General features: G+C 53.0%; 19 protein-coding genes and 2 riboswitches. Of the genes, 6 read left to right on the forward strand and 13 right to left on the reverse strand.

The window, feature by feature from the left end:
- The first annotated feature begins 7 nt into the window (after window positions 1–7).
- Complete coding sequence (locus LG200_RS09560) at window positions 8–2,170, forward strand: protein-disulfide reductase DsbD family protein (RefSeq protein WP_226757400.1); 2,163 nt, start codon at window positions 8–10, stop codon at window positions 2,168–2,170.
- 39 nt (window positions 2,171–2,209) lie between these two features.
- A complete protein-coding gene (locus tag LG200_RS09565; protein WP_226757401.1) occupies window positions 2,210–2,830 on the forward strand; it encodes a redoxin domain-containing protein in 621 nt (206 codons plus the stop codon).
- A gap of 87 nt (window positions 2,831–2,917) precedes the next feature.
- Here the strand turns inward: LG200_RS09565 and LG200_RS09570 are convergent, their stop codons facing one another.
- On the reverse strand, window positions 2,918–3,130 hold the full coding sequence (locus tag LG200_RS09570) for an RNA-binding S4 domain-containing protein (RefSeq protein WP_226757402.1): 213 nt from the start codon (window positions 3,128–3,130) through the stop codon (window positions 2,918–2,920).
- Between the two features lie 133 nt (window positions 3,131–3,263).
- Between LG200_RS09570 and LG200_RS09575 the strand changes: the two genes are divergently transcribed.
- Together LG200_RS09575 and LG200_RS09580 are read left to right on the forward strand one after the other, a co-directional pair.
- A complete protein-coding gene (locus LG200_RS09575; RefSeq protein ID WP_226757403.1) occupies window positions 3,264–3,890 on the forward strand; it encodes a DUF4202 domain-containing protein in 627 nt (208 codons plus the stop codon).
- A complete protein-coding gene (locus LG200_RS09580) occupies window positions 3,887–4,177 on the forward strand; it encodes a hypothetical protein (RefSeq protein WP_226757404.1) in 291 nt (96 codons plus the stop codon). Before LG200_RS09575 ends, LG200_RS09580 begins: the two co-directional genes overlap by 4 nt.
- Window positions 4,178–4,196: 19 nt before the next feature.
- Here LG200_RS09580 and LG200_RS09585 read toward each other — a convergent pair whose 3' ends face one another.
- Genes LG200_RS09585 through LG200_RS09605 form a run of 5 tightly spaced genes read right to left on the reverse strand, consistent with a single transcriptional unit; the run spans window position 4,197 to window position 7,101 of the window.
- Window positions 4,197–4,535 carry an antibiotic biosynthesis monooxygenase gene (locus tag LG200_RS09585; RefSeq protein ID WP_226757405.1) on the reverse strand — a complete coding sequence of 113 codons (339 nt, stop codon included), beginning with the start codon at window positions 4,533–4,535 and terminating at the stop codon, window positions 4,197–4,199.
- A 7-nt stretch (window positions 4,536–4,542) separates the two neighbouring features.
- Window positions 4,543–5,088, reverse strand: coding sequence for a bifunctional adenosylcobinamide kinase/adenosylcobinamide-phosphate guanylyltransferase (gene cobU, locus LG200_RS09590; protein ID WP_226757406.1), 546 nt, complete (start codon window positions 5,086–5,088; stop codon window positions 4,543–4,545).
- A gap of 2 nt (window positions 5,089–5,090) precedes the next feature.
- Window positions 5,091–5,906, reverse strand: coding sequence for a cobalamin-binding protein (locus LG200_RS09595; RefSeq protein WP_226757407.1), 816 nt, complete (start codon window positions 5,904–5,906; stop codon window positions 5,091–5,093).
- Window positions 5,903–6,571, reverse strand: a complete 669-nt coding sequence (gene bluB, locus LG200_RS09600; RefSeq protein ID WP_226757408.1) for a 5,6-dimethylbenzimidazole synthase — start codon at window positions 6,569–6,571, stop codon at window positions 5,903–5,905. The genes LG200_RS09595 and bluB overlap by 4 nt, the downstream gene beginning before the upstream one ends.
- Window positions 6,572–6,594: 23 nt before the next feature.
- Window positions 6,595–7,101: a hypothetical protein gene (locus LG200_RS09605; protein ID WP_226757409.1), complete on the reverse strand. Its 507-nt coding sequence runs from the start codon at window positions 7,099–7,101 to the stop codon at window positions 6,595–6,597.
- A gap of 233 nt (window positions 7,102–7,334) precedes the next feature.
- Window positions 7,335–7,565, forward strand: a riboswitch (cobalamin riboswitch).
- Between the two features lie 149 nt (window positions 7,566–7,714).
- On the opposite strand from LG200_RS09605, the gene LG200_RS09610 reads away from it, so the two are divergent.
- Together LG200_RS09610 and LG200_RS09615 are read left to right on the forward strand one after the other, a co-directional pair.
- Window positions 7,715–10,033 (forward strand): TonB-dependent receptor, encoded by a 2,319-nt coding sequence (locus LG200_RS09610; RefSeq protein ID WP_226757410.1) that lies wholly within the window; start codon window positions 7,715–7,717, stop codon window positions 10,031–10,033.
- A gap of 105 nt (window positions 10,034–10,138) precedes the next feature.
- On the forward strand, window positions 10,139–11,410 hold the full coding sequence (locus LG200_RS09615; protein ID WP_226757411.1) for a hypothetical protein: 1,272 nt from the start codon (window positions 10,139–10,141) through the stop codon (window positions 11,408–11,410).
- 37 nt (window positions 11,411–11,447) lie between these two features.
- Here the strand turns inward: LG200_RS09615 and LG200_RS09620 are convergent, their stop codons facing one another.
- The 7 genes from LG200_RS09620 to LG200_RS09650 form a co-directional block, all read right to left on the reverse strand.
- Complete coding sequence (locus LG200_RS09620; RefSeq protein WP_226757412.1) at window positions 11,448–11,759, reverse strand: DUF2149 domain-containing protein; 312 nt, start codon at window positions 11,757–11,759, stop codon at window positions 11,448–11,450.
- Complete coding sequence (locus LG200_RS09625) at window positions 11,756–12,193, reverse strand: MotA/TolQ/ExbB proton channel family protein (protein ID WP_226757413.1); 438 nt, start codon at window positions 12,191–12,193, stop codon at window positions 11,756–11,758. The genes LG200_RS09620 and LG200_RS09625 overlap by 4 nt, the downstream gene beginning before the upstream one ends.
- Window positions 12,194–12,219: 26 nt before the next feature.
- Window positions 12,220–16,542, reverse strand: coding sequence for a cobaltochelatase subunit CobN (locus LG200_RS09630; RefSeq protein ID WP_226757414.1), 4,323 nt, complete (start codon window positions 16,540–16,542; stop codon window positions 12,220–12,222).
- On the reverse strand, window positions 16,539–17,807 hold the full coding sequence (locus LG200_RS09635; RefSeq protein ID WP_226757415.1) for a cobyrinate a,c-diamide synthase: 1,269 nt from the start codon (window positions 17,805–17,807) through the stop codon (window positions 16,539–16,541). Before LG200_RS09635 ends, LG200_RS09630 begins: the two co-directional genes overlap by 4 nt.
- A gap of 18 nt (window positions 17,808–17,825) precedes the next feature.
- A complete protein-coding gene (cobO, locus tag LG200_RS09640; RefSeq protein WP_226757416.1) occupies window positions 17,826–18,440 on the reverse strand; it encodes a cob(I)yrinic acid a,c-diamide adenosyltransferase in 615 nt (204 codons plus the stop codon).
- On the reverse strand, window positions 18,437–19,006 hold the full coding sequence (locus LG200_RS09645) for a hypothetical protein (RefSeq protein ID WP_226757417.1): 570 nt from the start codon (window positions 19,004–19,006) through the stop codon (window positions 18,437–18,439). Before LG200_RS09645 ends, cobO begins: the two co-directional genes overlap by 4 nt.
- 107 nt (window positions 19,007–19,113) lie before the next feature.
- A complete protein-coding gene (locus LG200_RS09650) occupies window positions 19,114–20,982 on the reverse strand; it encodes a TonB-dependent receptor domain-containing protein (RefSeq protein WP_226757418.1) in 1,869 nt (622 codons plus the stop codon).
- 119 nt (window positions 20,983–21,101) lie between these two features.
- A riboswitch (cobalamin riboswitch) is annotated at window positions 21,102–21,318 on the reverse strand.
- Window positions 21,319–21,360 lie beyond the last annotated feature (42 nt).

A 21,360-nucleotide genomic window follows, 5' to 3' on the forward strand; every position in this document is an offset into this window, starting at 1 on the left:
CCGGGACATGTATCGGTGCAAGTGGATTGCTTCAGTCCTTTTCCTCCTGTTTGCCGTCTCTGGCAACGCTCACGCCGCAGATGCTGCTGAGGCGGCGACTGAACAGGTCAGGGCAAGGCTGGTGGCATCTGTGGATTCCGTGCACGCAGGGGATGAGATTACTGTAGGCGTCAATCAGCGCATTATCCCGCATTGGCATACCTACTGGATCAACCCGGGCGATTCCGGCATGGCGACTTCCATTGACTGGACGTTGCCTGCGGGTGCAGAAGCAGGAGATATCCAGTGGCCAATTCCGCACAGGTTCACCACGGGGCCGATTACCAATTACGGTTATTCGGATGAAGTAACGCTGCTGACCAACATCCGCGTACCGACCTCGCTGAAGCCTGGAGACACCTTCCCCGTGAAGGCTCTGGTCAATTGGCTGGTATGCGACGACGTCTGCATCCCGCAGGAGGTGAAGCTAACGCTGTCTTTGCCTGTTGTTGCTGGCGGTGCAGATGGAGGCAAAGGCAGCGAGTTAATCGCCAAGGCCAGGCAGCAATTGCCGCTAGCCAGTCCATGGCAGGTCAGTGCTTATGGGCAAAAGCAGGGGCCCTTGCTTAAGGTAGCAGGCAAGGTGCTGGAGCCAGGCAGCAAGGCTGAAGTCTGGTTTTTCCCGGAGGAATGGGGACGGGTTTCGCATAAGTCCAAGCAACCGAGACGTATAGATCCTGATGCTTTATTGCTGCAGTTAAGCGCTGGCGATAATCCACTGGTTGAGGGAGAACAACTCAAGGGCGTGCTGGTTGTCAGCAAGCAAACAAGGAATGGCACTCTGGCACAGGGATACCAGCTGGACGTGAAGCTGGAACCCGGCATTGCCGAAAGCATTTCCGACCAGGAAGCGGTACCGATTGATGGCGCGGGTATTTCCGCAGGTGAGGACATCAGTTTCTATTCTGCATTGTTGTTTGCACTCCTGGGCGGCATCATTCTCAACCTCATGCCGTGCGTATTCCCGGTGCTGTCGATTAAAGCCCTGTCATTGCTGAATCACAGCAAACAGTCGCAAAGCCAGACCCGCCGCCATGGGTGGGCGTATACCGGGGGGGTGTTGGCAAGCTTCACTTTGCTGGGCGTGGCCCTGATTGTGCTGAAATCTGCAGGTGGCCAGGTTGGCTGGGGTTTTCAGTTCCAGTCCCCAATTTTTGTGGTATTGGTGGCCTACCTGATGTTTGCGGTTGGGCTTAGCCTCTCTGGTGTCTTGACTATAGGCAGCTCTTTTGCGGGTGTCGGCTCCTCATTGGCGGAAAAGCCAGGCTATAGCGGCAGCTTCTTTACCGGTGTATTGGCAACGGTGGTGGCCACGCCTTGCACTGCGCCCTTTATGGGCGGCGCGCTTGGCTATGCCCTTACCCAGCCGGCGGTAGTGTTGCTGGCAGTATTTCTCAGCCTGGGGCTGGGGCTTGCCTTACCTTATCTATTGCTCAGCCACTGGCCTAGCCTGCAGCGTTTCCTGCCCAAGCCGGGTATCTGGATGGAACGGTTCAAGCAAGTGCTGGCTTTTCCCATGTATGCCGCCGCTGTTTGGCTGGTATGGGTGCTGGCCCAGCAAGCTGGGCCTAATGCGGTTGCCCTGGCCTTGGCGGGCATGGTGTTGATTGCCTTGCTGGCCTGGATTTATGAAATCACCCGGCATAGCGGCAATAAGGCACGTCATGCGGCAAATACTTTTTCCGCACTGGGCTTGCTTGCGGTGCTCTATGGAAGTTACAGCGGTATCCAGTTGTTTGCCGGAGCCGGCGCGACCAGTGCGGCATCTGCGGGCGCTGTGACGGAGAGGAATTGGGAGGCATACAGCGAGCAGCGGCTGGACGATCTCCGCAGTCAGGGAAAACCGGTATTCATCAACCTGACCGCGGCCTGGTGTATCACTTGCCTGGTCAATGAGCAGGTGGCCTTGAGCCAGCGTAGCGTGGTAGAGGCCTTCAGTAAGTCCGGCGTGACTTATCTCAAAGGGGACTGGACCAATCAGGACCAGCAGATTACCCAGTTGCTCAAGCAGTTTGGGCGCAGTGGCGTGCCTTTATATATTCTTTATCCGGCCAGCAAGGACGCCAAGCCGCAAGTGTTGCCGCAGATTCTGACGCCGGAGATTGTATTGAATGCAGTACAGAAGTTGTGATTATTCGTCAAAACTAACTACTAAACCAAGGAGTTCATCATGTTATTACGTCGCTTACTGAATATTGCTATTTGCGGTGCCAGCCTGGCTTTCCTGCCAATGGCGGCACAGGCCGCTGCCGATATCGGCAAGGCTGCCCCGGCTTTCTCCGTGAAGACTGCCACTGGTGAAACGCTGAGCCTGGACTCGCTCAAGGGCAAGACGGTGGTGTTGGAGTGGACTAACAATGAATGCCCTTATGTTGTGAAGCATTATGGCAGCGGGAATATTCCCAACCTGCAGAAAGAAGCGACTGCCAAGGGCATAGTCTGGTTGCAAGTAATTTCTTCCGCTGAAGGCGCGCAGGGCCATGTTGACGGCCCAACGGCGATCAAGCTGAATACAGAGCGCGGTGCCGCGCCAAGCAAGGTATTGCTGGACTATGACGGCAAGATCGGCAAGCAATATGATGCGCAAACGACGCCACACATCTTTATTATCAATCCTGAAGGTGTGCTGGTTTACAAGGGTGGCATAGACAGCATTGCCACTGCCAAGGTGGAAGACATTGCCAAGGCAGACAATTACGTCAAGCTTGCCCTGGGCGAACTGGCTAGCGGCAAGAAGGTATCCCATGCCAGCACCAAGCCTTACGGTTGCTCAATCAAGTATGCCAGCTAAACGTTAACCGTGTTTTTCGTAAAAAGGGCCGGAGATTTCCGGCCCTTTTTACTGGCTGCTATCAATAGCAATCCAGGAAGTGTGTATCTATTGCTTAGCCAGTACCTCTATAGTTTCCCCCATGCACTCGACCACCTGGCCAGCGCGTATCTTGGCAGTCTTCCGGTTTTCCGGTTGGCCGTCTACCTTGACCAGCCCTTCCGCCACCATGGCTTTACCTCTTCCGCCCGAGTCTGCGATGCCTGTCAGTTTGAGCAAGTTGCAAAGCTCGACGTATTCGTCTTTGAGAGTGAAATTCATGGGAGAGATGCCTGCAATAGATGGGTGAAGAGGGATTACACCATGTTTTCAGCGCGCAGGTAAATCTTCAAGCACGAGGCTTTAGCGTAAAATATGGACTTACCTTTTTGTTTAATGACGTCTAGAGACTGACATGCAAGATTCCTCCCAATTTGGCCCGGCTTTTTCCAAGGCAATGACGGCGTTTGACGCTCGCAATGCGCAAGATCCGAATCGCGTAGATGTTGATGGAATGGAGCACGCCAAGGAGTTGCTTTATGCACAGCGCATGAGCGCCATGCTGGCGCGTTATTTGCCAGAGGCTTCCGAGGCTTTGCAGTTAGCGGCACGTTGTCAGCATATCGAGCGCTGGACCATCAGTCGGGCTTCATATCCCATGACACGCCCTGGGTATCATCAGTGGCGCAAAAATCTCAAGGCTTACCACGCCCAGTTGGCGGGAGAGCTGATGCGGGAGGCTGGCTATGATGAGGTAATGGTCAGGCGCGTCACACAGCTGGTCAGCAAGGATGCATCATTGGCCGACGTGGAGATGCAGGCACTGGAAGACGTGATTGTGATGGTGTTTGTTGAATACTACCTGGAAGAGTTCGTCGAGCAGCATCCAGAATATGATGTGCCGAAATGGAAGGATATTTTGCGCAAGACACTGCGCAAAGTCTCTCCAGAAGGGCATCAGGGGTTATTGACCAAGGTCAACTTGCCCCAAGCGTTGGTGCCCTTGATTCAGGAGGTCATGCAGGAAGAAGGCTGGTTGTGAGCGCACGTCGTGAGCGCCATCTTGCCTTGCCAGTGGGGCAGGTAGTACTCAGGATAGGGTTGCACAAGGTGTTGGTCACAATGAATCAGGAAGCTGCCGGCAGTTTGCAATTCCGCGCCTTGGGATCGGCCAATTCGGATGAGCCTCCGCTGTATCGTTTGCGCGAGGTTCAGCTTGATGAGCGCTTACAAGCCCATCATGATGTCATTATCAAGGAAGCCATCGATATGTTTGCTCAATATACCGGTGCCAAGGTGATTGGTCTCAAGGTCTCGCGTTCATCGTAAGGCAAGCTGCATTTGTTACTCATTTTGAGAAGTGACGAGTCAATGCATCGGTAGGATGTGCAATGGTGCCATCCCCGTAAGCGCGCAGCACTTCAGAAATAATGACCTGGTAACCGTTGAGCCAATTGGATTGCGCAGCTTTAGCTTCCAGGTGCCTAGGGTGTTGCATCAGCTCCTGCAAACCTTGCATGGTCTCCCAATAATACACATTACTCACGCGCCCGGTTTCCGGGTTTTCCCAAGCTTCTTCACCCATATAACCTGTGGTTTTCCTGGCAAATTCGGCGATTTCCTGGTCAATTTGATAAAACGTTTCATCAAATTGCTTTTTATCAAAGATGAATGTAGCGGAGTACATTGGTTTGCTAGCCCTTGAGCATTAATGGAAGTCCCGCTGCTGTAAAGGTCACTTGATGGCATAACGCTGCCACTGCCTGGTTAAGGCGGCCTGCCTCATCCTGGAATTGGCGGTTGATCTCGCCCAAAGGCACGATGCCCATGCCCACTTCATTGCTGACCAATAAAATCTTCCCAGGTAGCTGCGGCAGTAAATCTAGTAAGGCTTGTCGTTCGGATGGCCAATCTACTCCTTCAGGCGGGGCGCATTCAGGGCATATGCATTGAGCCAGCCATAGCGTCAGGCAATCCACCAGCAGGCAGCGATTTTCGGCAGCTTGCTCGCGCAAGGTGTCTGCGAGCTTGTGTGGGACTTCCACCGTTTGCCAATGATCGGGGCGACGTTGCTGGTGTTGTTGCACGCGGTTGCCAAACTCGGGATCATAGACTTGGGCGGTGGCAATGTAGGTGACAGATAGCTGACTTTCTGTAGCAAGTTTTTCTGCATAGGCACTTTTTCCTGAGCGTGCACCGCCCAGTATGAGATGCAGGTTGTGGTTTTGGCTGGAACTCATGGTTAACTCCAATGCTTGCTGTGGGCCTGCTGCACGCCCCATCGCTGGATGATGGCTTGCAGCTGTTTGAGGCCATGGATAATGGCAGACGGCCCTGGCTGCAAAATATCGGCAGACTTGATTTCGTGAATCTGGCCATTCTGCACAGCAGGGATTTCCTGCCAGCCTGGCCTAGCCAACAGTTGTTCAGGTTGAAACTTCTTGCCGCACCAGGAGCCTATGATGATATCTGGCTGGCGGCGGATAATTTCTGCAGAATCATGAATGACACGATCTTTTGCCAACCTGAATTCAGCAAGGTCGGCAAAACAGTCCTCACCACCTGCAATCTCAATCAGTTCGCTGACCCATTTAATTCCGCTGATGATGGGATCGTTCCACTCCTCAAAGTATACCCGCGGCTTGCGTGGCAAATAGGAGGCCGTGTCCCTGGTTTGATCTATCTTCTGTTCCAGTTCGGCAACCAATAAAGAAGCTTTATCCACGGCGCCGACGAGTGCGCCCACTGTAGTGATCATGCGCAGGATTTCCCGAATGGAGCGCTGGTTGAATATGTGCACTTCAATTCCCGCTTTGACCAGGCTGGCGGCAATGTCTGCTTGCAGGTTGGAAAAGCCTAATACGAGGTCTGGTTCCAATGCGAGAATTTTGTCGATATTGGCATTGGTAAACGCAGATATCTTCGGTTTTTCTTTACGTGCAATGGCCGGCCGTGTGGTAAAACCTGAAATGCCTACAATACGATCCTGCTCGCCTAGCATGTAAAGTATTTCCGGGGTTTCTGCAGTCAGGCAGATGATGCGCTGCGGCACACTCACTCTAAGTCGCCCACCCAGTAGTTTTCCATCATCAGCTCAGATAGCGGGCGCTCTTTCGCCCAGCCTTCTTCCACCAGCATGGGGGATTTATAGAACTCTTCCACATAGCCCAGGCAAAGAATTGCAATCGGTTTGGCCTCTGCGGGCATATGAAGCAGCCTGGCCAGCTTTTCAGGATCGAAAATAGACACCCAGCCCATGCCCAAGCCTTCAGCGCGCGCGGCCAGCCACAGGTTCTGGATAGCGCAGGCAACCGAGGCCAGGTCCATTTCGGGCAATGTGCGGCGGCCAAAAATGAAGCGCTCCCTTTTGTCGCACAAGCTCGCAATCAGTAATTCGCCGCACTGTTTGATGCCTTCGACCTTGAGGCGCAAAAATTCTGATTCGCGCTCGCCCAGCGCATGGGCGGTTTCCAGGCGTTCTTCCTGTACCACGTCATATATGTCCTGGCGCAATTGTTCGCTTGTAATGCGGATAAAGCGCCAGGGCTGCATCAAGCCTACGCTTGGGGCATGGTGTGCCGCATCCAGCAGCTTGTGCAGTATTTCAGCATCTATCCCGCCAGGGCGGAAATGCCGCATATCGCGGCGCTCGTGGATGGCGCGGTACACACCGGAAAGTTGATTGTCTGGAAAAGCGTAATGATTTTTTTCAGGAGATTTCATGTTTCAGGAACTGTGGATCGTTTTCAGGCGCTCATGGCCCACAGGGTGCGGATTTGCCTGACAAAATGCGCACCTGCCCAAATCATGGCGAAGTACATCATGGCATATCCAAGGTATTCTGGCAGGTAGTTCCAGCCATGCAATATGGTTTCCTGGAGGCCATTGTTGGGAAAGCGGCCGGAAAAAAGGTAATAGGTCTGGGTGGAAATAATGAAGGCGAGAAACGTGGTGGAGATAGTGACCAAGACATAGGGTAGTAGGGCAAAGGTATCATGCCGCGTTGCTAGCCAGCGCCCTCCCAGCCACATCACACCATAAGTGGGAATCATGCCCCAATAACCATCTGTCAGGCAGAACCCCAAATAAGGATTAAATGCTGCGGCGCCGAAATCAATGGCGGTGGCCATCATGAAAAAGAAAATGAACCAGTACATCCTCTGCAACAATATTCCGCCTAATAGAAATATGGCAAGGCTGGCGTCAGGGAGTGAGAAGAGTGTCAGGACATGGCTACCACGGGTCAACAGCATAAAAAGTCCCAGCATGGCGGCAATAGCCAAGTACTGGTATATCTTAATCTGAGCCGGGGGTGTCATCAAAACTAACAATATTGACTGGTTATATGAATATTATAGTCATGATAACACTGTGGGTTTAGCTCTTGAGCAAGCTGAAGCAATTTTATAAATTTATACGATAAGAAGTTGTTTCTGAAATTAATATTCGTTAGCATTGCCAGCATTGTACTTTGTCGGTGGTTGCGTAATCGATAGATCGTGCTGGCGCCTTGTAACAAGGCTTAATGGGGAATGCGGTAAGGGTGATTTATCCAATTCCGCAGCTGTCCCTGCAACTGTGAGCGGTGAGTGAGATGTGCTGCGAGCTGGCAATGCCAAGCTCTAGTCACTGGGTGTTGAGAATAGATCAACCTGGGAAGGCGTACATTGAGTGTTGACCCGCAAGCCAGGATACCCGCCAGCACTGGTCGCTCTTGCCTTATTCAGGGATTGATAATGGCACGGAAATCTTCCGTCTGGGCGACGAAGAAAGCGGTGGGGGCCGCATTGCCGCTCGCTCTGGAGTTTAAAGAATCCGTGTGCGTAATGGGCTGTCCCTGCCAAATATTGGTGTCTAGGGGAAGCAATGAATATAACAACACTGTCACTGCTGGCAACCGCGGTGGCATTATTTGCCGCACATGCGCTAGCCGCAGAAACCACTCCAGCAACTTCATCAGGCCTGCCATCCACTGCCACCGCAGAAGTGCCTGCCATTGATGTCACTGGCAGTCGCACAGCCCTGCGAGATGTGCTCTCTCCCGGCGTGGTGTCAGTGGTGTACCCGGATGACGTCAAGGGTGAGCATAAATCCCTGCCGGAGCTGCTGGACCAGATCCCGGGGGTCTATGTACGTCGGGTGGCGGGGACTGGGCAATATACCACCGCCAGTATTCGCGGCAGTGCACCTAGCCAGGTCAATGTCTATATCGATGGCATTCCAGTCAACACCTCCAGTGAAACCGCTGCTGATCTCTCCACCATCTCCATGTCCAATGTCGAGCGCGTTGAAGTCTATCGCGGGGTAACACCAGCACGCTTTTCCGGCGCTCCCATGGGTGGTGCAATCAATATTGTCACTAAAAAGCCAACAGGCCTAAGCGGCAGCGTGTCAGCCGGACGACGTTCATATGATGGCAGGCAGGAGAGTGCCAGTATCACCACACCGCTGTTTGGTGGGAATCTGTTGATTGGGGTTGATGGTGAGAGTAGTGAGGGGGATTTCAGGTACAAGGATTACAGCGTTGCAGATAACAACCGGCTTGTCTTCAGTGATGGGACTCCTTACAGGGATACGACAACGCATACCATAGGCGCTTCTGGTGAGGAGGTTCCTGTGAATCGCCGCCGTATGAACAATAGTTTTGAGAAGAACAATGCGCTGTTTAAATGGCAAAACCAGAATGTGGTAGCCAAGTGGGCCTACATGGAAATGGAGCGATATTTACCCAAAGGAATCTCGGACAATCCCGCCTATCTGCAACATCTACAGGATTTACCCTCTGCGGATGTTGAGTATAGACAACGCGAACAACAAAAAATCAAGCAACAGGAAGCGTTGGTGGGCTGGCATGATGTTTTTGGGAGTGTCGGGCTAGGGGTTAACTTCACCTATTTGGATAAAAAACAGCAGTTCCGCAATCGGGATTATCCCGTTAACCAGAATTTTCTGGGGCAGCGATGGACTGATTACAACACTAAGCGTTTTGGCATCGTGGGCGACATGACGTGGGAGCTGGAAAAGGGAGGCCTGGTCGAGCATATGCTGGAACTGCATGTCGAACGCTATCGTGAAACTTTGTATTCTGATATTAGCGGGCCACCTTCGGAATTTATTGATAAATTCCGAAGGGATATGACACGTCTGCAAGTACAAAACACTATGACGATTCCTGCACTGGGCAATCTCCAAGTGACGCCTATTGTTCGATTGGAAAAATTAGATGGGCCGGTTATTGGAAGCAGCTTGAATCCTGTTGCTGGGCCATCAGGAGATTTGGGTTGGGAGCCAACTGGAAGCATCAGTGTGAAGAAGAGTTGGGCGACTGGTTGGCAGGTATTTGGCAATTATGGCAGTTATATCCGCTACCCTAATTTTTATGAAATTTATGGTAACGGGATTGGCATCATCCCAGGTGGTGGACAAGCCATGCAGCTCAAGCCTGAAACAGGCCGAAACGGGGATGTTGGAGTTGGTTGGGCTGGGAGGTTGAACGAGTCCATGACGGGTGATTTAAGACTGACTTTATTTGAACGTACGGCTAATGATGCCATTACTTTGTATAGAAATCCTCTGATGCAGCAGTACATTAACTCAGGCGATACCTACACTAACGGGATTGAGCTGGAAGGCAAACTCAGCTTTGGTCACAGGGCAGATATACAGTTTGCCAGCACTTGGCAGCAAGGGCATTACACCAATGGAGGCTGGTATTACTTTGGGAATACGTCTACCGGGCAAAGGTTTGAGGGACAGACGGTCAGGACACTGAATACACCGCTGATGGTGTCTCACGTCAGGCTTAACTTACATTTCCTAGACGATCGACTTACTACTTATGTTGAAGGTAAATATACCGGGCGTAACTATGTTGATGTGCAAACTTGGGAAGAGTCACTTACCACGTTTGATATTGGAGCCCATTATAAAATCACCAAGGGATGGAGGTTGTCAGCCGGCCTGACAGACCTGTTTAATCGAGGTCCCAAACAACAGCTGAAGACAACCGAGGCGCCAGGGGGTAGCAGTTACCATCCCTATCAGACAGATAATCTCCAGGCATGGATAGATTCCGGTTTCACGATACCTTTCGTGCAATCTACTGAGTATGCGCAGGTTGCGCGGAATGTCTATTTTCCACAGCAAGGCCGGACAGCCTATGTCACTTTGGCGTATACGTTCTGATCAGTTTTAAAGGAAGCCATTACCACTGGTGTGCACGCTGCCAGACGAAAACATCGTAAGAATGGGCAATGCAATGTTTCATCAATTAAATTGAAGGAGAAACGGATGGCAACAACTTTTCTGGCATATGGGGTTTATTACTATACGAGTTCCAGCGTTGGGTTCGGTATGGCAGGGCGCATTGTAGATAACGGCTCAACCATTGTCGCAATACCCAACCTCAAGAGTGGACTCAATGGCGACCCCAAGGTGGAAGGCTTTGCAGACAATACGAACGTCTTGCGGATTGCAGTGACCGATTACGTTAATGGCGTTTCCAGGCCGGTCTCGATTTATAACGCGGTTTCTCCGACGGTCGCACCAAGCCCGGCCACTGTCACCTGGTCAAATGTAAAAAACCTCGGTGATCTGGTGAAGGTGGGCAGTTATCTGTATGCGATTGATTACGACAATGCACGCGTGGTGGAGATCAACGCGACAACCTTTGCACAAACGGGGGTCAGTTACACATTGCCTGCCAGCCTGACGCCGAGTGGCTTTGTTGCGCATGGTCAATCGCTCATCAATATAGGTGGCACGCTGTTTGGTTTGTTCACTTTTGCCAATAGCGGCTGGACGACTTATGCCAATAGCCTGCTGGTGCGTTTTACCATTACCGGCGGTAGCGCAATCAGCGTGGGTGCTACTGACTACAATGCCAATCTGGCGAAAAATGCATTTGCATTTGCGAATAGTGGAAATGATCTTTATGTGACAGCGGTTGGTGGTGTGCAAGGCTCCTCAGGCACGCCTAACGCTGCTTCGCGGTTGCAGAAAATTAATTACACTCTGGCTAACCTGACCACGGCGACAGTGACGGATGTGCTGAGTCCAAGTGCCACTTACCCTTACGAGTTCCGTGACATCAGTTTCAAGGGGACCACGGCCTATATCCTGATGGGCACTTATAACAGTAGCTGGCAATTGGCGGGCAAGCTGGTGAGCACGACCAATTTCACCTCATTTACCACCATCAATGATTTTAGCGCTGGTGCACCCGGCTACTTCTGGGCCGCACAATATACTGCTGACAATGACCGCATATGGTTTGCGCGCGGCAAGCAGATCCTGGTGTATGCAGCGACAAGTACCACGACCCCTGTATCCACCTTGAGCCTGACAGCTGGCAGCTTGATCAGCACCGGTCAGCTATATGACAACCTGAATGACTTGACCTATGTGGGGGCACTGGGCACGCGGACTACACTGCGTGGTTACCGATCACCTATCCAGGTTTCTCAATCAGCCAAAGCGGTACGAGCCCGCACCATCACGGCAGGCCGTCCTGAATTGACTGAAGAAGAACAGCGTCAGTTGGACGAAGAGTTTAGCGCTTAACGAACTCATGCCCATGCCATCGCCCTGGCTTATCAAGTCAGGGCGATGGCGTTTTACCTTCTGTATTTTCTATCAATACCAGTTTGCCGGTTTTAGGGTCGCGATAGACCTGTCCCACTGACTGGTAACCATTGCCTAAGTTTGAGCTTGAGCTGGCAATATCAGGGGCCTTGATTTCCTGGCCTTGCTCTATTTCCTTTGGTTTGACCAGCATGGTCTGCCCTCCTGCGCTCAAAGCCGCCAGCAGGCCGCAGGCAAACACCAGCATCACATCCACCAGGTTGACCAGGCTTGCACGCGGGTCTTCATCCTCGTGGTCAAAGCGGCTTTTCAGGCGCAATTTGCTCATGATCTGGCTTCCAGTCCTTCCAGCACATCTTCATACCAGCGGCGGCGCAGTTTGCCGATCACCAGGCCGATAATGCCTGCAATCAGGCCCAGCACGGTCGCATCAAACGCGGTGGTCACGGCCTTGGCCAATTGCGCCGGATCGCCCTGCCCAAGCGCTGCCAGGCCAGGCCCGAGCGGGATGATAGTGGCCATCAGGCCCAGCATGGGCGGAATGCGGGAAAGCAGGTCGGCACGTTCCAGACGGTGTCGTGCCAGCTTGGTGACGGCATCGATGCTGCCTGAGGCACGCATCTGACGCAGTCCGAATAAGCGCTCACCTAGCGTGAGCCCAGCTTCAAGCACAGCGATGATGACGGAGATCACCAGAATGATGATGACGGGTTTCAGCAGCCAGGTAATGGCGCGGTGCAAGTTATCCAGGTCAAAAGGCATATCAGTTTTTCCGTATAGATGGCTGGTTACAATTTGGGCTTGCGGGTACCAAGCCATAGCCCGGCGATGAAGATAGGGAGCAATAGCAGCAACCACTGCCAGTTGTCCTGTACCGTCTTAACGGCTATCTCATAAGCGCGGGGTGCGGCTGGTTTGGTTTCTGGTTTGTTGCTATTTTCAGCGGCCGTTTTTGCTGGCGTTGCCTTGGGCTTCACCTGCTCGACAATGGGAGCCTGAGGTTGTTCAATTATTACAGCAGCAGTGGTATCAGCCTGACTGGCATAAGTTGCGGGTGCTGAATCCCCTCGTGCCTTGGACAAAGTGTGTTGCAGTGTTTGCTGGTCGGCATTGTCCAGATACGGCATCAGCCAGTTCCACATCGGGTGGTTAGGCGCGGTGTGGCCGCTGCCAGGTAACCCGTTTTTACTCACAAGCTTGGCCAGATCGCCACCGAGTTGTCGCAGTGTGGTTTCGTCCGTGTGCCAATAGCCTTTTTCGGCAGCCACCATCATGATAGCCAACATGTGTGCCTTGACCTGGGCGTTGTGATCCTTTTCCAGGAATTTATCCAGGCCCAGCTTGAGCCCGTCGTCCATGTAGACTCGTTTGACTTCATCCCATGCCCAGTCCTTGATGATGTCAGGGCGTGTGACTTGCCAGCCCCAGAGGTTTTCCAGGAACTCCTGGCCCATGGTACGCGCACCGGCGTAGCCGTGAGTCATCAATGGGCGTATCCATGCAGGGTTGAGGTAGCGTCCACGCAATTCCATCAGCAGCGCTGTTTCCAATGGGTCGTCACTCAGGTTGTCTGCATCCGTGTGATTGAGGATACGTGCGGTGGGTCGTTTACCCGTCACGGTTTCAGTGGCTAGTGACAGGCCTCCGAGATAGTCGAAGGCGTCGTTGTTGTCCATGAGGCCGTACAGATTGGATGCACGGCCATGGTAAGTGTTGGCAATGTTGCCTAGCGCTGTTTTGAGTACATCTTGCGCGGGCTGGCCTTGGGCATCCATGCCGTAGGCGTGGCCCATGCGGGTTAGATAGGCGGCGCCAAGTTCATTGCGGTCTTTCCAGGTGCCGGAACGTTCAGTGAGGCGATTGACTCCCGTACCATAGGCCCCAGGTGCATCGCCGAAGATACGCCATGCGGCTTCACGCCCTGCTTGTTGTGCTGGTTGGCCTTGTTGCATGTGGGCCTGGGTGCGACGGATCCATTGCAGCGCAATGCCGTTGTTCGCCAGGGGTTCGCTGTCTTCTTGCAAGCTTGCAGCCAGCGGCTCCAGGGCGGTGGTCAATGCATCGTTCAGTTGTGGGTAGTCACGCCGGATATGTTGGGCGGAAGCGGCGAGCGCCAGGCGTCCGCCATTGTCTATCCACTGCATGAGGTTGGGGTAAAGGTCGCGGAACAGGCCCGAGGTGGTCACGATGACATCGTGGCGCGGTGTATCCGGCTTGAGCTGCATTTTCTGCACAATGCCACGCGCGTTCCACTCCGGTTCTATGCCCATCAGGCTCAAGATAAAGCTGACCATGACGCCTTCATCACGTACCGCATCCGATGCCCAGAGGATGACGCCTTCACTGTCATTGACGCTATCGCGTTCACGCACCTTGGCAGCCATGCTGGCACCAATCTGGAAGCCTATCCGGGTCGGAAGGACATCGCCATCCAGTGCATGGAAATTGCGTCCTGTGGGTAACGATTCTGGCGAGCGCAAGGGGTCATTGCCCTTGCCTGGGGCAATGAAGCCGCCATCCAGCGCATGCAGCAAGGCCTGCATTTCCAGTGCAGGAGAGGCTGCTAGCGCATCACGAGTTTTTTGGCTCACATTGTCAGGTTGTCCACGTGCCATGGAGTCCAGCATCAGTTGCAATGACTCATCAGACCACTGTCGTCCAAAGACATGCAGCCCATGCGGCATGAATTTTTCTTGCAGCTTGGTCAGGTAATGGCCTATTTCATGGGCCAGCAGGTCATCGTCTGTCTGCTCATATCCAATACCACGCACTTCCAACACATCGGCCATGCTGGCTTCCAGTTCTGCACGCAATTGCAATGCTTCCACCAGGCGGCGCATTTCACGTGCGGCTTCCACTTTCATGGTTTCAGAGCTTGATGATTCGTAGGTTTCCACAATTTGCCGTAATTCCAGCAGGCGGTCATAGAGGGGTGTGGATGTGAGGGGTGGCGTCAGGTGGTCAACCATGACTGCAAGGCCACGGCGTTTGGACTGGGTGCCTTCGCCCACGCCATCGACAATGTAGGGATAAATGCCGGGCAGGTCGCCGGCAATGATTCGTGAATAATCATCCGTGGCCAGCCCAACAGCCTTGCCCGGCAGAAATTCATAGGTGGAGTGACGGCCTATGTGCACCAATGCATCTGCCTTGAAGCTGCTTTGCAGCCAATGGTAAAACCCCAGGTACTGATGAGGCGGCGGGATGGTGGTGTTGGCATGGAGCAATTCTTCATCTACTTCCCAGCCACGCGGTGGCTGCGGCCCAATGAAGATGTTGCCGAACTGCAGGCCGGGAATCAGCAGCTTGCGGTCATGCACCATGACCTTGCCTGGCGGTTGGCCCCAGCCGCGCAGTCCTTCTATACCCAGACCTGACAAACGGGTTTTCTGCGCAGCGAGCTGGCTGCAGTCCGTGTGCTTTTCCAGGCATTGCAGATAGCCTTTGTTAAGCGCATCCAGTTGCTTGAGTGCATTGTTGCGTTCCGGATGATCAGCCCCTTCCAGCAGGTGGCGCAGCTCGTGCATCGCCTTGTCCAATCGGTTACGGGCAATGTCAATTTCGCCTGCTTTCTGCGCGGCTATCAGGTCCGCATGCAGTTTGCCCAAGGGACCTTCCACCATTTCACCGCGCACTTGCGGCGGCAGGGTAGAAAACCAGCTTATATAAGATGGCAGGTCGAGGCTATTTACTTGCTGACTCATTTGCGCCAAGGCGCCATTGTCCTCTGGCAAGTTGACGCCGCGCTCTTGCATGAGGTCAAGCAGCGCTTCTGGAGAAGCAGGCAGTTCACCGGTGTTATAGCCTGCTTTTTTCAGTGATTGCAGCATATCGAACAGCGAAGCAGGAACATCCAGGTTGTCGGCACCGATATTCTGGCGACCGGGAGGATGGTTGTAATAAATCAGGGCGACTTTCTTGTCTGCATTAGACTTGGCTTGCAGTTTTTGCCAGTTAAGGATGCGTGTCACCAGTGACTTGACCTCGGCAGGCAGGATTTGCGGCAACTTCAGTTCCACTCCCGTTAATTTGTCCAGCGTGGCCGGGCCTGCGGCAGCCACCACGATAGGCTGTGAACTCCCTTGGATTTCAGGCATGGCTACCCGGTACTGCACGGAGTTAATTGGCAATCCATCCTCGGACAATTGCCAGGCGGAAGCCGTGCGATCTGTGAGTCTCATGGCTTTGTATACGGGGACATCCAATGTTTTTAGCAGCTCGGTAACGGCTTCCCGTCCCTCGGCAGCCCCGACGACAAAATCCTGCAGTACGACCAGCCCGGTGGGAGTGGCGGGTGCCAGTAATTTTTTCAGGTTGGCAATGGCATCGCGGGAAGTTTCACCCCAGCGTGCCATCATGGTGATACATGGCATGCCGCGTTGCTCGCTGGCAGCGCAGATGGCATCCGCTGGTTGCGGGTCGCTGGTGCTCAAGTCCAGCACTGCCAGCATCGGCCCTGGCTGGGTATTGAGGGTATGCTCCAGTTCCTTGCCGCCACGTCGCAGACTCAGGGTCTGTTCAGGCTGGATTGTGGGCAGGCTGGCAGCGGGATGCAGCAACTGGCGCATGAACGCCGAAAGGTTTTCGTTGCCTCCTGCCTGCCATAAATCATGCAATCCCAGCCACTGGTTGGCGGCCTTGTGCTGCTGGGCTAGCTCTGCCACTTTTGGGGAAAGATTGTTTTGCGTGAGTGTGAGGCTTTTGGCATGTGAAAAATCGCTCACTGGCTGGTCTTGCCAACGGCTACGCAGTGACAGCGCGCTATCTCCATTGAAGGCTATGAAGTTCTTCGGTTTACCTGCTCCAAGTTGTTCCAGCTGGGCCTGTAATTGTTGCGAGGTTTCCGCATAGACGGCGACGGCGAATACAGCATCTGCCTGTTGTAACCAACGTCTGAATGTGCGGCTGTCTGCAGCTAATACCTGGGACTGCGTACGCAGGATAATCTGGTCTTTGCCTTTGCTTGCCTCAAGCACCGTATGGGCCGCCGCTGCCGCTGCAGGCGCTGTACGGTCTGACACTACGCCGAAGATGGTGGCAGCTGAGGCTGGCAATGTGCTCAAGCCAAGCACCAGAAAAAGCATGGAAGATGTATAGCGAAGATTCATCATGAGAAAAGACTGGCGATGGCGCTGGGGTTGGATGGGAAATAAAAATGCAGGTAGCTCGCGGTCAATGAGCCATGGCGATAGATGGCCTCGCCAGCCTTTCCACGCTGTGAAGAAGCGATGCTCAATGGTTCAAGGGCACTGACGAAGGTGGAATAGTGAAAAGTGTGAGCATGCAGGCGGCCTTCGGGCAGCTCTGCAAACTGTACGCCCAAGCCCTGGAAGCGTGCTTGCATGACGGAATTGCCGGGCAATAGACCAAAAGCGGGGGATTCATTGATGGATTGGCTGGCGGCCATCATGCCACCGCATTCTGCCAGCATGGGCATGCCGTTTTTCCAGGCGGCATGTAAGGCACTATGCATGGCCTGGTTGGCGGAGATTTGTTCAAGATGTAGCTCGGGGTAGCCGCCAGGCAGCCAGACTGCATCGGCATCAGGCAGGGCCCGGTCGTGCAAGGGGGAGAAAAACACAATGTTTGCTCCCAGTGTTTGCAGGCATTCCAGGTTTGCTTCATAAATGAAACAGAACGATTCATCCCGCGCAATCGCAATGGTCTTGCCAGCAAGCAGCGGTTCAATGGCTGATGTTTCAGGAGCTTTGAACTCAACAATGGGTGGCAGTGCCAGCGAGGCGGATTCAGCCAGCATGCTAGCCGCAGAGGCGATACGTGCTTCAAGGTCATTGATCTCGGTGGCGCGAAACAGGCCCAGGTGGCGCTCCGGCAAGGCGAGCTCATCCCTTTTTTGTAAGGCGCCCATCCAGGCAATATGGGCTGGCAAGCTGTCTTTCAAGAGGCTGGCATGATGTGGACTGCCTGTGCGGTTCGCAATGACACCGGCGGGAATTAGCGAAGGGTAATGAGAAAATAATCCTGCAGAAAGTGCGCCAAAGGTTTGTGCCATCCCACTGGCATCAATAGTGAGTGCCAACGGCAAGTTGAATTTGACGGCAATATCTGCGCTGGATGGATTGCCGTCATAGAGCCCCATGACACCTTCGACAATGATAATGTCGGATTGCTGTGCTGCTTCATGCAGTCTGGCTGCGATATCCGTTTCGCCGCACATGGCCAGATCAAGGTTGTAGACTGATCTGCCGGTAGCGGTCTGCAGGATCATGGGGTCGAGGAAGTCCGGCCCACATTTAAACGCCTGTACTTTCAGGCCCTGATTGCGCCACGCTCTTGCCAGCGCTGCTGTGATGAGGGTTTTCCCCTGATTCGAGGCAGGAGCAGATACCAATAGAGCGGGACAACTGACCGTCATGAGATTGCTCAATGCCGTTTACCACTCAACCCCAGGCATGGCCTGCACACCGTTCTTGAACGCATGCTTCACCATGGTCATGTCGGTCACCGTATCGGCAAGTTCTACCAGTTCTGGCTGTGCAGCACGACCGGTGATGATTACGTGCTGCATGGGTGGGCGTTGCGTGATATCTGCCAGCACTTGTGACAGTTCCAGGTATTTGTACTTGAGCACGATATTGAGCTCATCAAGAATGACGACGCCTACATCAGGATCCTTTAGCGCTGCCTGGGTAGCAGCCCAGCCTTGTTGCGCTGCAGAGATGTCGCGGTCACGGTTCTGGGTTTCCCAAGTGAAGCCTTCACCCATCACATGCCAGGTGACACCTGGCTGATCACGGAAGAAAGCTTCTTCCCCCGTATCTGAACGGCCTTTGACAAACTGTACGACCACGGCCTTCATGCCATGGCCCAGAGCCCGCGCCAGTAGCCCAAACGCGGCGGTGGATTTTCCCTTGCCATTGCCGGTGTTTACCAGCAACAGCCCGCGTTCGATTTTGGCGGCGTCGATCTTGGCATCGACAACTGTTTTTTTGCGCGCCATTCTTTCTGAATGGCGCTGGTTGAGGTCAGTGTTTTTCTGCTCTGTCATGCCGTTTGTTTGGCATCGGATCGCAGCGCCTTCACCACAATGTGGATGATGGCGGCAGTGGCGACGTAAAATGCCAGTGTGCCTAAGGAAGATGGATAATATTTTGCGATGCGTGGCAAATATTCAGCCAATGTTGGATCCGCATAGCGACCGGAGAGGAAGTAAAAGCCACCGCTGGAGAACAGATGACACACAAAGCTGCTGGCTACGACACTGGCGGCCAATGTCGCAACGGATTTGAATGCAAACTGGTAGTGCTTGGCAAACCAGCGACCGCCCAGCCACAATGAGCCATATGCAGGAAGCAGGAAGCCATAAGCCGGAGTAGTGCAGAAATTGCTGACCCCACCCCATGTGACGGCGGCAAAGTCCAGGCCGGCAGCCACTGCCAACAAGGCAGGAAATACCCAGACTGGACGCAGGTAAACGCCAGCCAGGAAGAAAACTGCCCACGAAGCACTGGGCAAATGGTTAATCGCAGCAAAGTGGTGGCCGCGCGTCAAAATCAGCAATGCTGCAAGCAGCAAGCCGATCAATATCTGGTGGTTCTTGTTGAGTGTCAGCATGTTAGTTTGTCTCCAGGCCGGATAAATAATGAATAACGCCGAATTTTAACTTAAATGTATGTGTATGATCTGGTTTGTTGCAGGCCGCCACACTATGGTTATCCACATTACATCGATGGCGTGAATCTTACGGATACAAACAGGTTGGTACCGTAAGTGCCATAGTCTTTTGTCAGTTCATAATTGCGATCAAACAAGTTGTTCACCCGTGCATTGAGTGCCCAGTCATCATTGATACGGTAGTTTGTATAGAGGTTGACTAGGGTATAGCCACTCATCCTTACCTGGTTTTCTGCATCGTTATACCTATGCCCGGAGCTTTCAATTTCGCTGCCGATTTCCCAGTCGGCCATTCTTTTGCTGATCGCTAGCGTTCCATGTTCTCTGGCCCTTCGTGGGAGCAGGTTGCCGGTTTCGCGATCTTCGGGGCGTTGCAGGTCGCCATTGGCGCGAATATCTAGGCCAGCCAGTTTCCCTTGGTAGCTGAGCGTCAAGCCGGAAAGTCTTGCTTCACTGATATTTTGCGTCACACCTGTAAAATTGCTCGTCGGGCTGCTGCTTGTCGTAGGGTTGATGATCAGGTCATCAACTTCGTTCAGATAGTATGTCGCTCCCAGGCGATGCGCGCCTTTATCGTAGTGGATGCCGATTTCTTTGTTGCGTGACTTTTCCGGTTTCAGGTCGGCATTGCCAAAGTTCGGGTAATACAGCTGGTTAAATGTGGGCGCTGCAAAAGCAGTACCAAAAGCTGCATTTGCCTTCCAGGCAGGCGTGAGCTGGTAAGCATAAGCGATGCTGCCAGTGGCCTTGCTGCCAAATTGGGAGTTGTCGTCATTACGAAGGTTGATCTGGAAACTGTTTTTATCAAAGTTTTTTTGCCAGCCAGCCAGATACGACTGAATGTCGCGCTGAGTCACGGGAAGCGGAGGCATGGAGTTAGTCTCAACCTCTTGTTCCCGTCTTTCTATTCCAAGGTTGAATAAACCGGCTGGCGTGGTGATATTGTTTTGCCAGAGGTATTGGTCCTGGGTAGTTTTGATAATGTCCTTGGTCGTAAATGTCGGGCGTTTCGTGTAAGAGGTTAAGTCATCAATACTTCTAGAAATGCTCAAGACGCTGGTCCAGTACTGATTAAATCTATTCTTGCTATGTAAGGTATAGCTTGAAAGCGTTTGCTCAAGAAAATAATCAAATCTTGCTGCAGTGATTGTACGTCCGGAGTCGTTGAAGCTGCGGCTATCACTGACAAGAATACTCAGCCCTACTTCATGATCTTGATCGAGATGCTGGGTAATCTTTGCCGAGATGTTCTGGTTACGGTATCCATCGGCATCAGGGTTATAAGCCCTGTTGGTTTTATTCTTGATAGTGCTGATACCGTTTACATGAGTCATGCCGCCCTGCAGGCTGTAGCTTGTGTTGCTGATCCTGCCACTGACTCCTGCGTCACCTATTGCTGTGCCATAGGTGCCCAGGCCAGCCGATGCATTGAACTTCGGGCTGCCTTTGCCGGATTTGGTGAAAATCTGGATGACACCTCCTACTGCATCGGCCCCATACATGGCGCTTGCCGGACCACGCAGTATTTCTACGTGCTCAATCTGGCTCAAAGGGATATGTTGAATTGCGGTAACGCCAGTGGTGGCGGAGCTGATGCGTACGCCATCAACCAGTATCAATGTGTGAGTGGCATTGGCGCCGCGGATGAAGATATCGGATGATTTCCCGACTCCGCCATTGCTTGAAATTTCAATGCCTGGTTGCATGCCCAGCAACTCGACCAGGGTGGTTTGTCCGGCTTTTTGAATCTGGTCTTCTGTAATCACAGAGACATCGCCGATCACATCTGTGACTTTTTGTTCTGTGCGTGATGCCGTGACAACGATGTCTTCCAGCCTGGTATCCGCAGCCTGTGCGGTAATGGTGGTTGAGAATATCGATGCGAGGGCGATGGTGCCCACTGAATAGCGAAACATGACTGCAAACTCCTGAAGCAATAGCGTCCCCGCAATTGCTGGTATACGAATGGAGTGTGCACGGCATAGCCAGGATGAATGGGTATGTCATCCTCAGGCAGGCTGCATCCCCGCAGCACATCCTTTTTCATTTCCAGGCCGGTCTCCGGACTTGCATATATACCATACCGCCTTCCCATGATGAATGTCACAGTGGCATGAAGATATGGTTTGAATTGCTTACCGTTGCGGGGGCAGTACAGGAATAGTTCGGCTGTTGAGCCAGAAAGCACCTGTTTCCCAGTTTCACCTTGACCACATAATTGTGGATCTGGCACCTGAAAACTTGGCTGGATTATAATGGATTCACTGCTTAGATGGTAAAATAAGTTTCAAGTA

The sequence above is a fragment of the Methylobacillus caricis genome (assembly GCF_020532705.1).
Classification (GTDB): domain Bacteria; phylum Pseudomonadota; class Gammaproteobacteria; order Burkholderiales; family Methylophilaceae; genus Methylobacillus; species Methylobacillus caricis.

Coding starts and splice junctions, on each gene's coding strand:
- LG200_RS09565 (WP_226757401.1), top strand. CDS start 2,210: ATGTTATTACGTCGCTTACTGAATATTGCTATTTGCGGTGCCAGCCTG.
- LG200_RS09575 (WP_226757403.1), top strand. CDS start 3,264: ATGCAAGATTCCTCCCAATTTGGCCCGGCTTTTTCCAAGGCAATGACG.
- LG200_RS09645 (WP_226757417.1), bottom strand. CDS start 19,006: ATGCTGACACTCAACAAGAACCACCAGATATTGATCGGCTTGCTGCTT.
- LG200_RS09560 (WP_226757400.1), top strand. CDS start 8: ATGTATCGGTGCAAGTGGATTGCTTCAGTCCTTTTCCTCCTGTTTGCC.
- LG200_RS09585 (WP_226757405.1), bottom strand. CDS start 4,535: ATGTACTCCGCTACATTCATCTTTGATAAAAAGCAATTTGATGAAACG.
- LG200_RS09610 (WP_226757410.1), top strand. CDS start 7,715: ATGAATATAACAACACTGTCACTGCTGGCAACCGCGGTGGCATTATTT.
- LG200_RS09615 (WP_226757411.1), top strand. CDS start 10,139: ATGGCAACAACTTTTCTGGCATATGGGGTTTATTACTATACGAGTTCC.
- LG200_RS09630 (WP_226757414.1), bottom strand. CDS start 16,542: ATGATGAATCTTCGCTATACATCTTCCATGCTTTTTCTGGTGCTTGGC.
- LG200_RS09620 (WP_226757412.1), bottom strand. CDS start 11,759: ATGAGCAAATTGCGCCTGAAAAGCCGCTTTGACCACGAGGATGAAGAC.
- LG200_RS09570 (WP_226757402.1), bottom strand. CDS start 3,130: ATGAATTTCACTCTCAAAGACGAATACGTCGAGCTTTGCAACTTGCTC.
- cobO (WP_226757416.1), bottom strand. CDS start 18,440: ATGACAGAGCAGAAAAACACTGACCTCAACCAGCGCCATTCAGAAAGA.
- cobU (WP_226757406.1), bottom strand. CDS start 5,088: ATGAGTTCCAGCCAAAACCACAACCTGCATCTCATACTGGGCGGTGCA.
- LG200_RS09635 (WP_226757415.1), bottom strand. CDS start 17,807: ATGACGGTCAGTTGTCCCGCTCTATTGGTATCTGCTCCTGCCTCGAAT.
- LG200_RS09650 (WP_226757418.1), bottom strand. CDS start 20,982: ATGTTTCGCTATTCAGTGGGCACCATCGCCCTCGCATCGATATTCTCA.
- LG200_RS09625 (WP_226757413.1), bottom strand. CDS start 12,193: ATGCCTTTTGACCTGGATAACTTGCACCGCGCCATTACCTGGCTGCTG.
- bluB (WP_226757408.1), bottom strand. CDS start 6,571: ATGAAATCTCCTGAAAAAAATCATTACGCTTTTCCAGACAATCAACTT.
- LG200_RS09605 (WP_226757409.1), bottom strand. CDS start 7,101: ATGCTGTTGACCCGTGGTAGCCATGTCCTGACACTCTTCTCACTCCCT.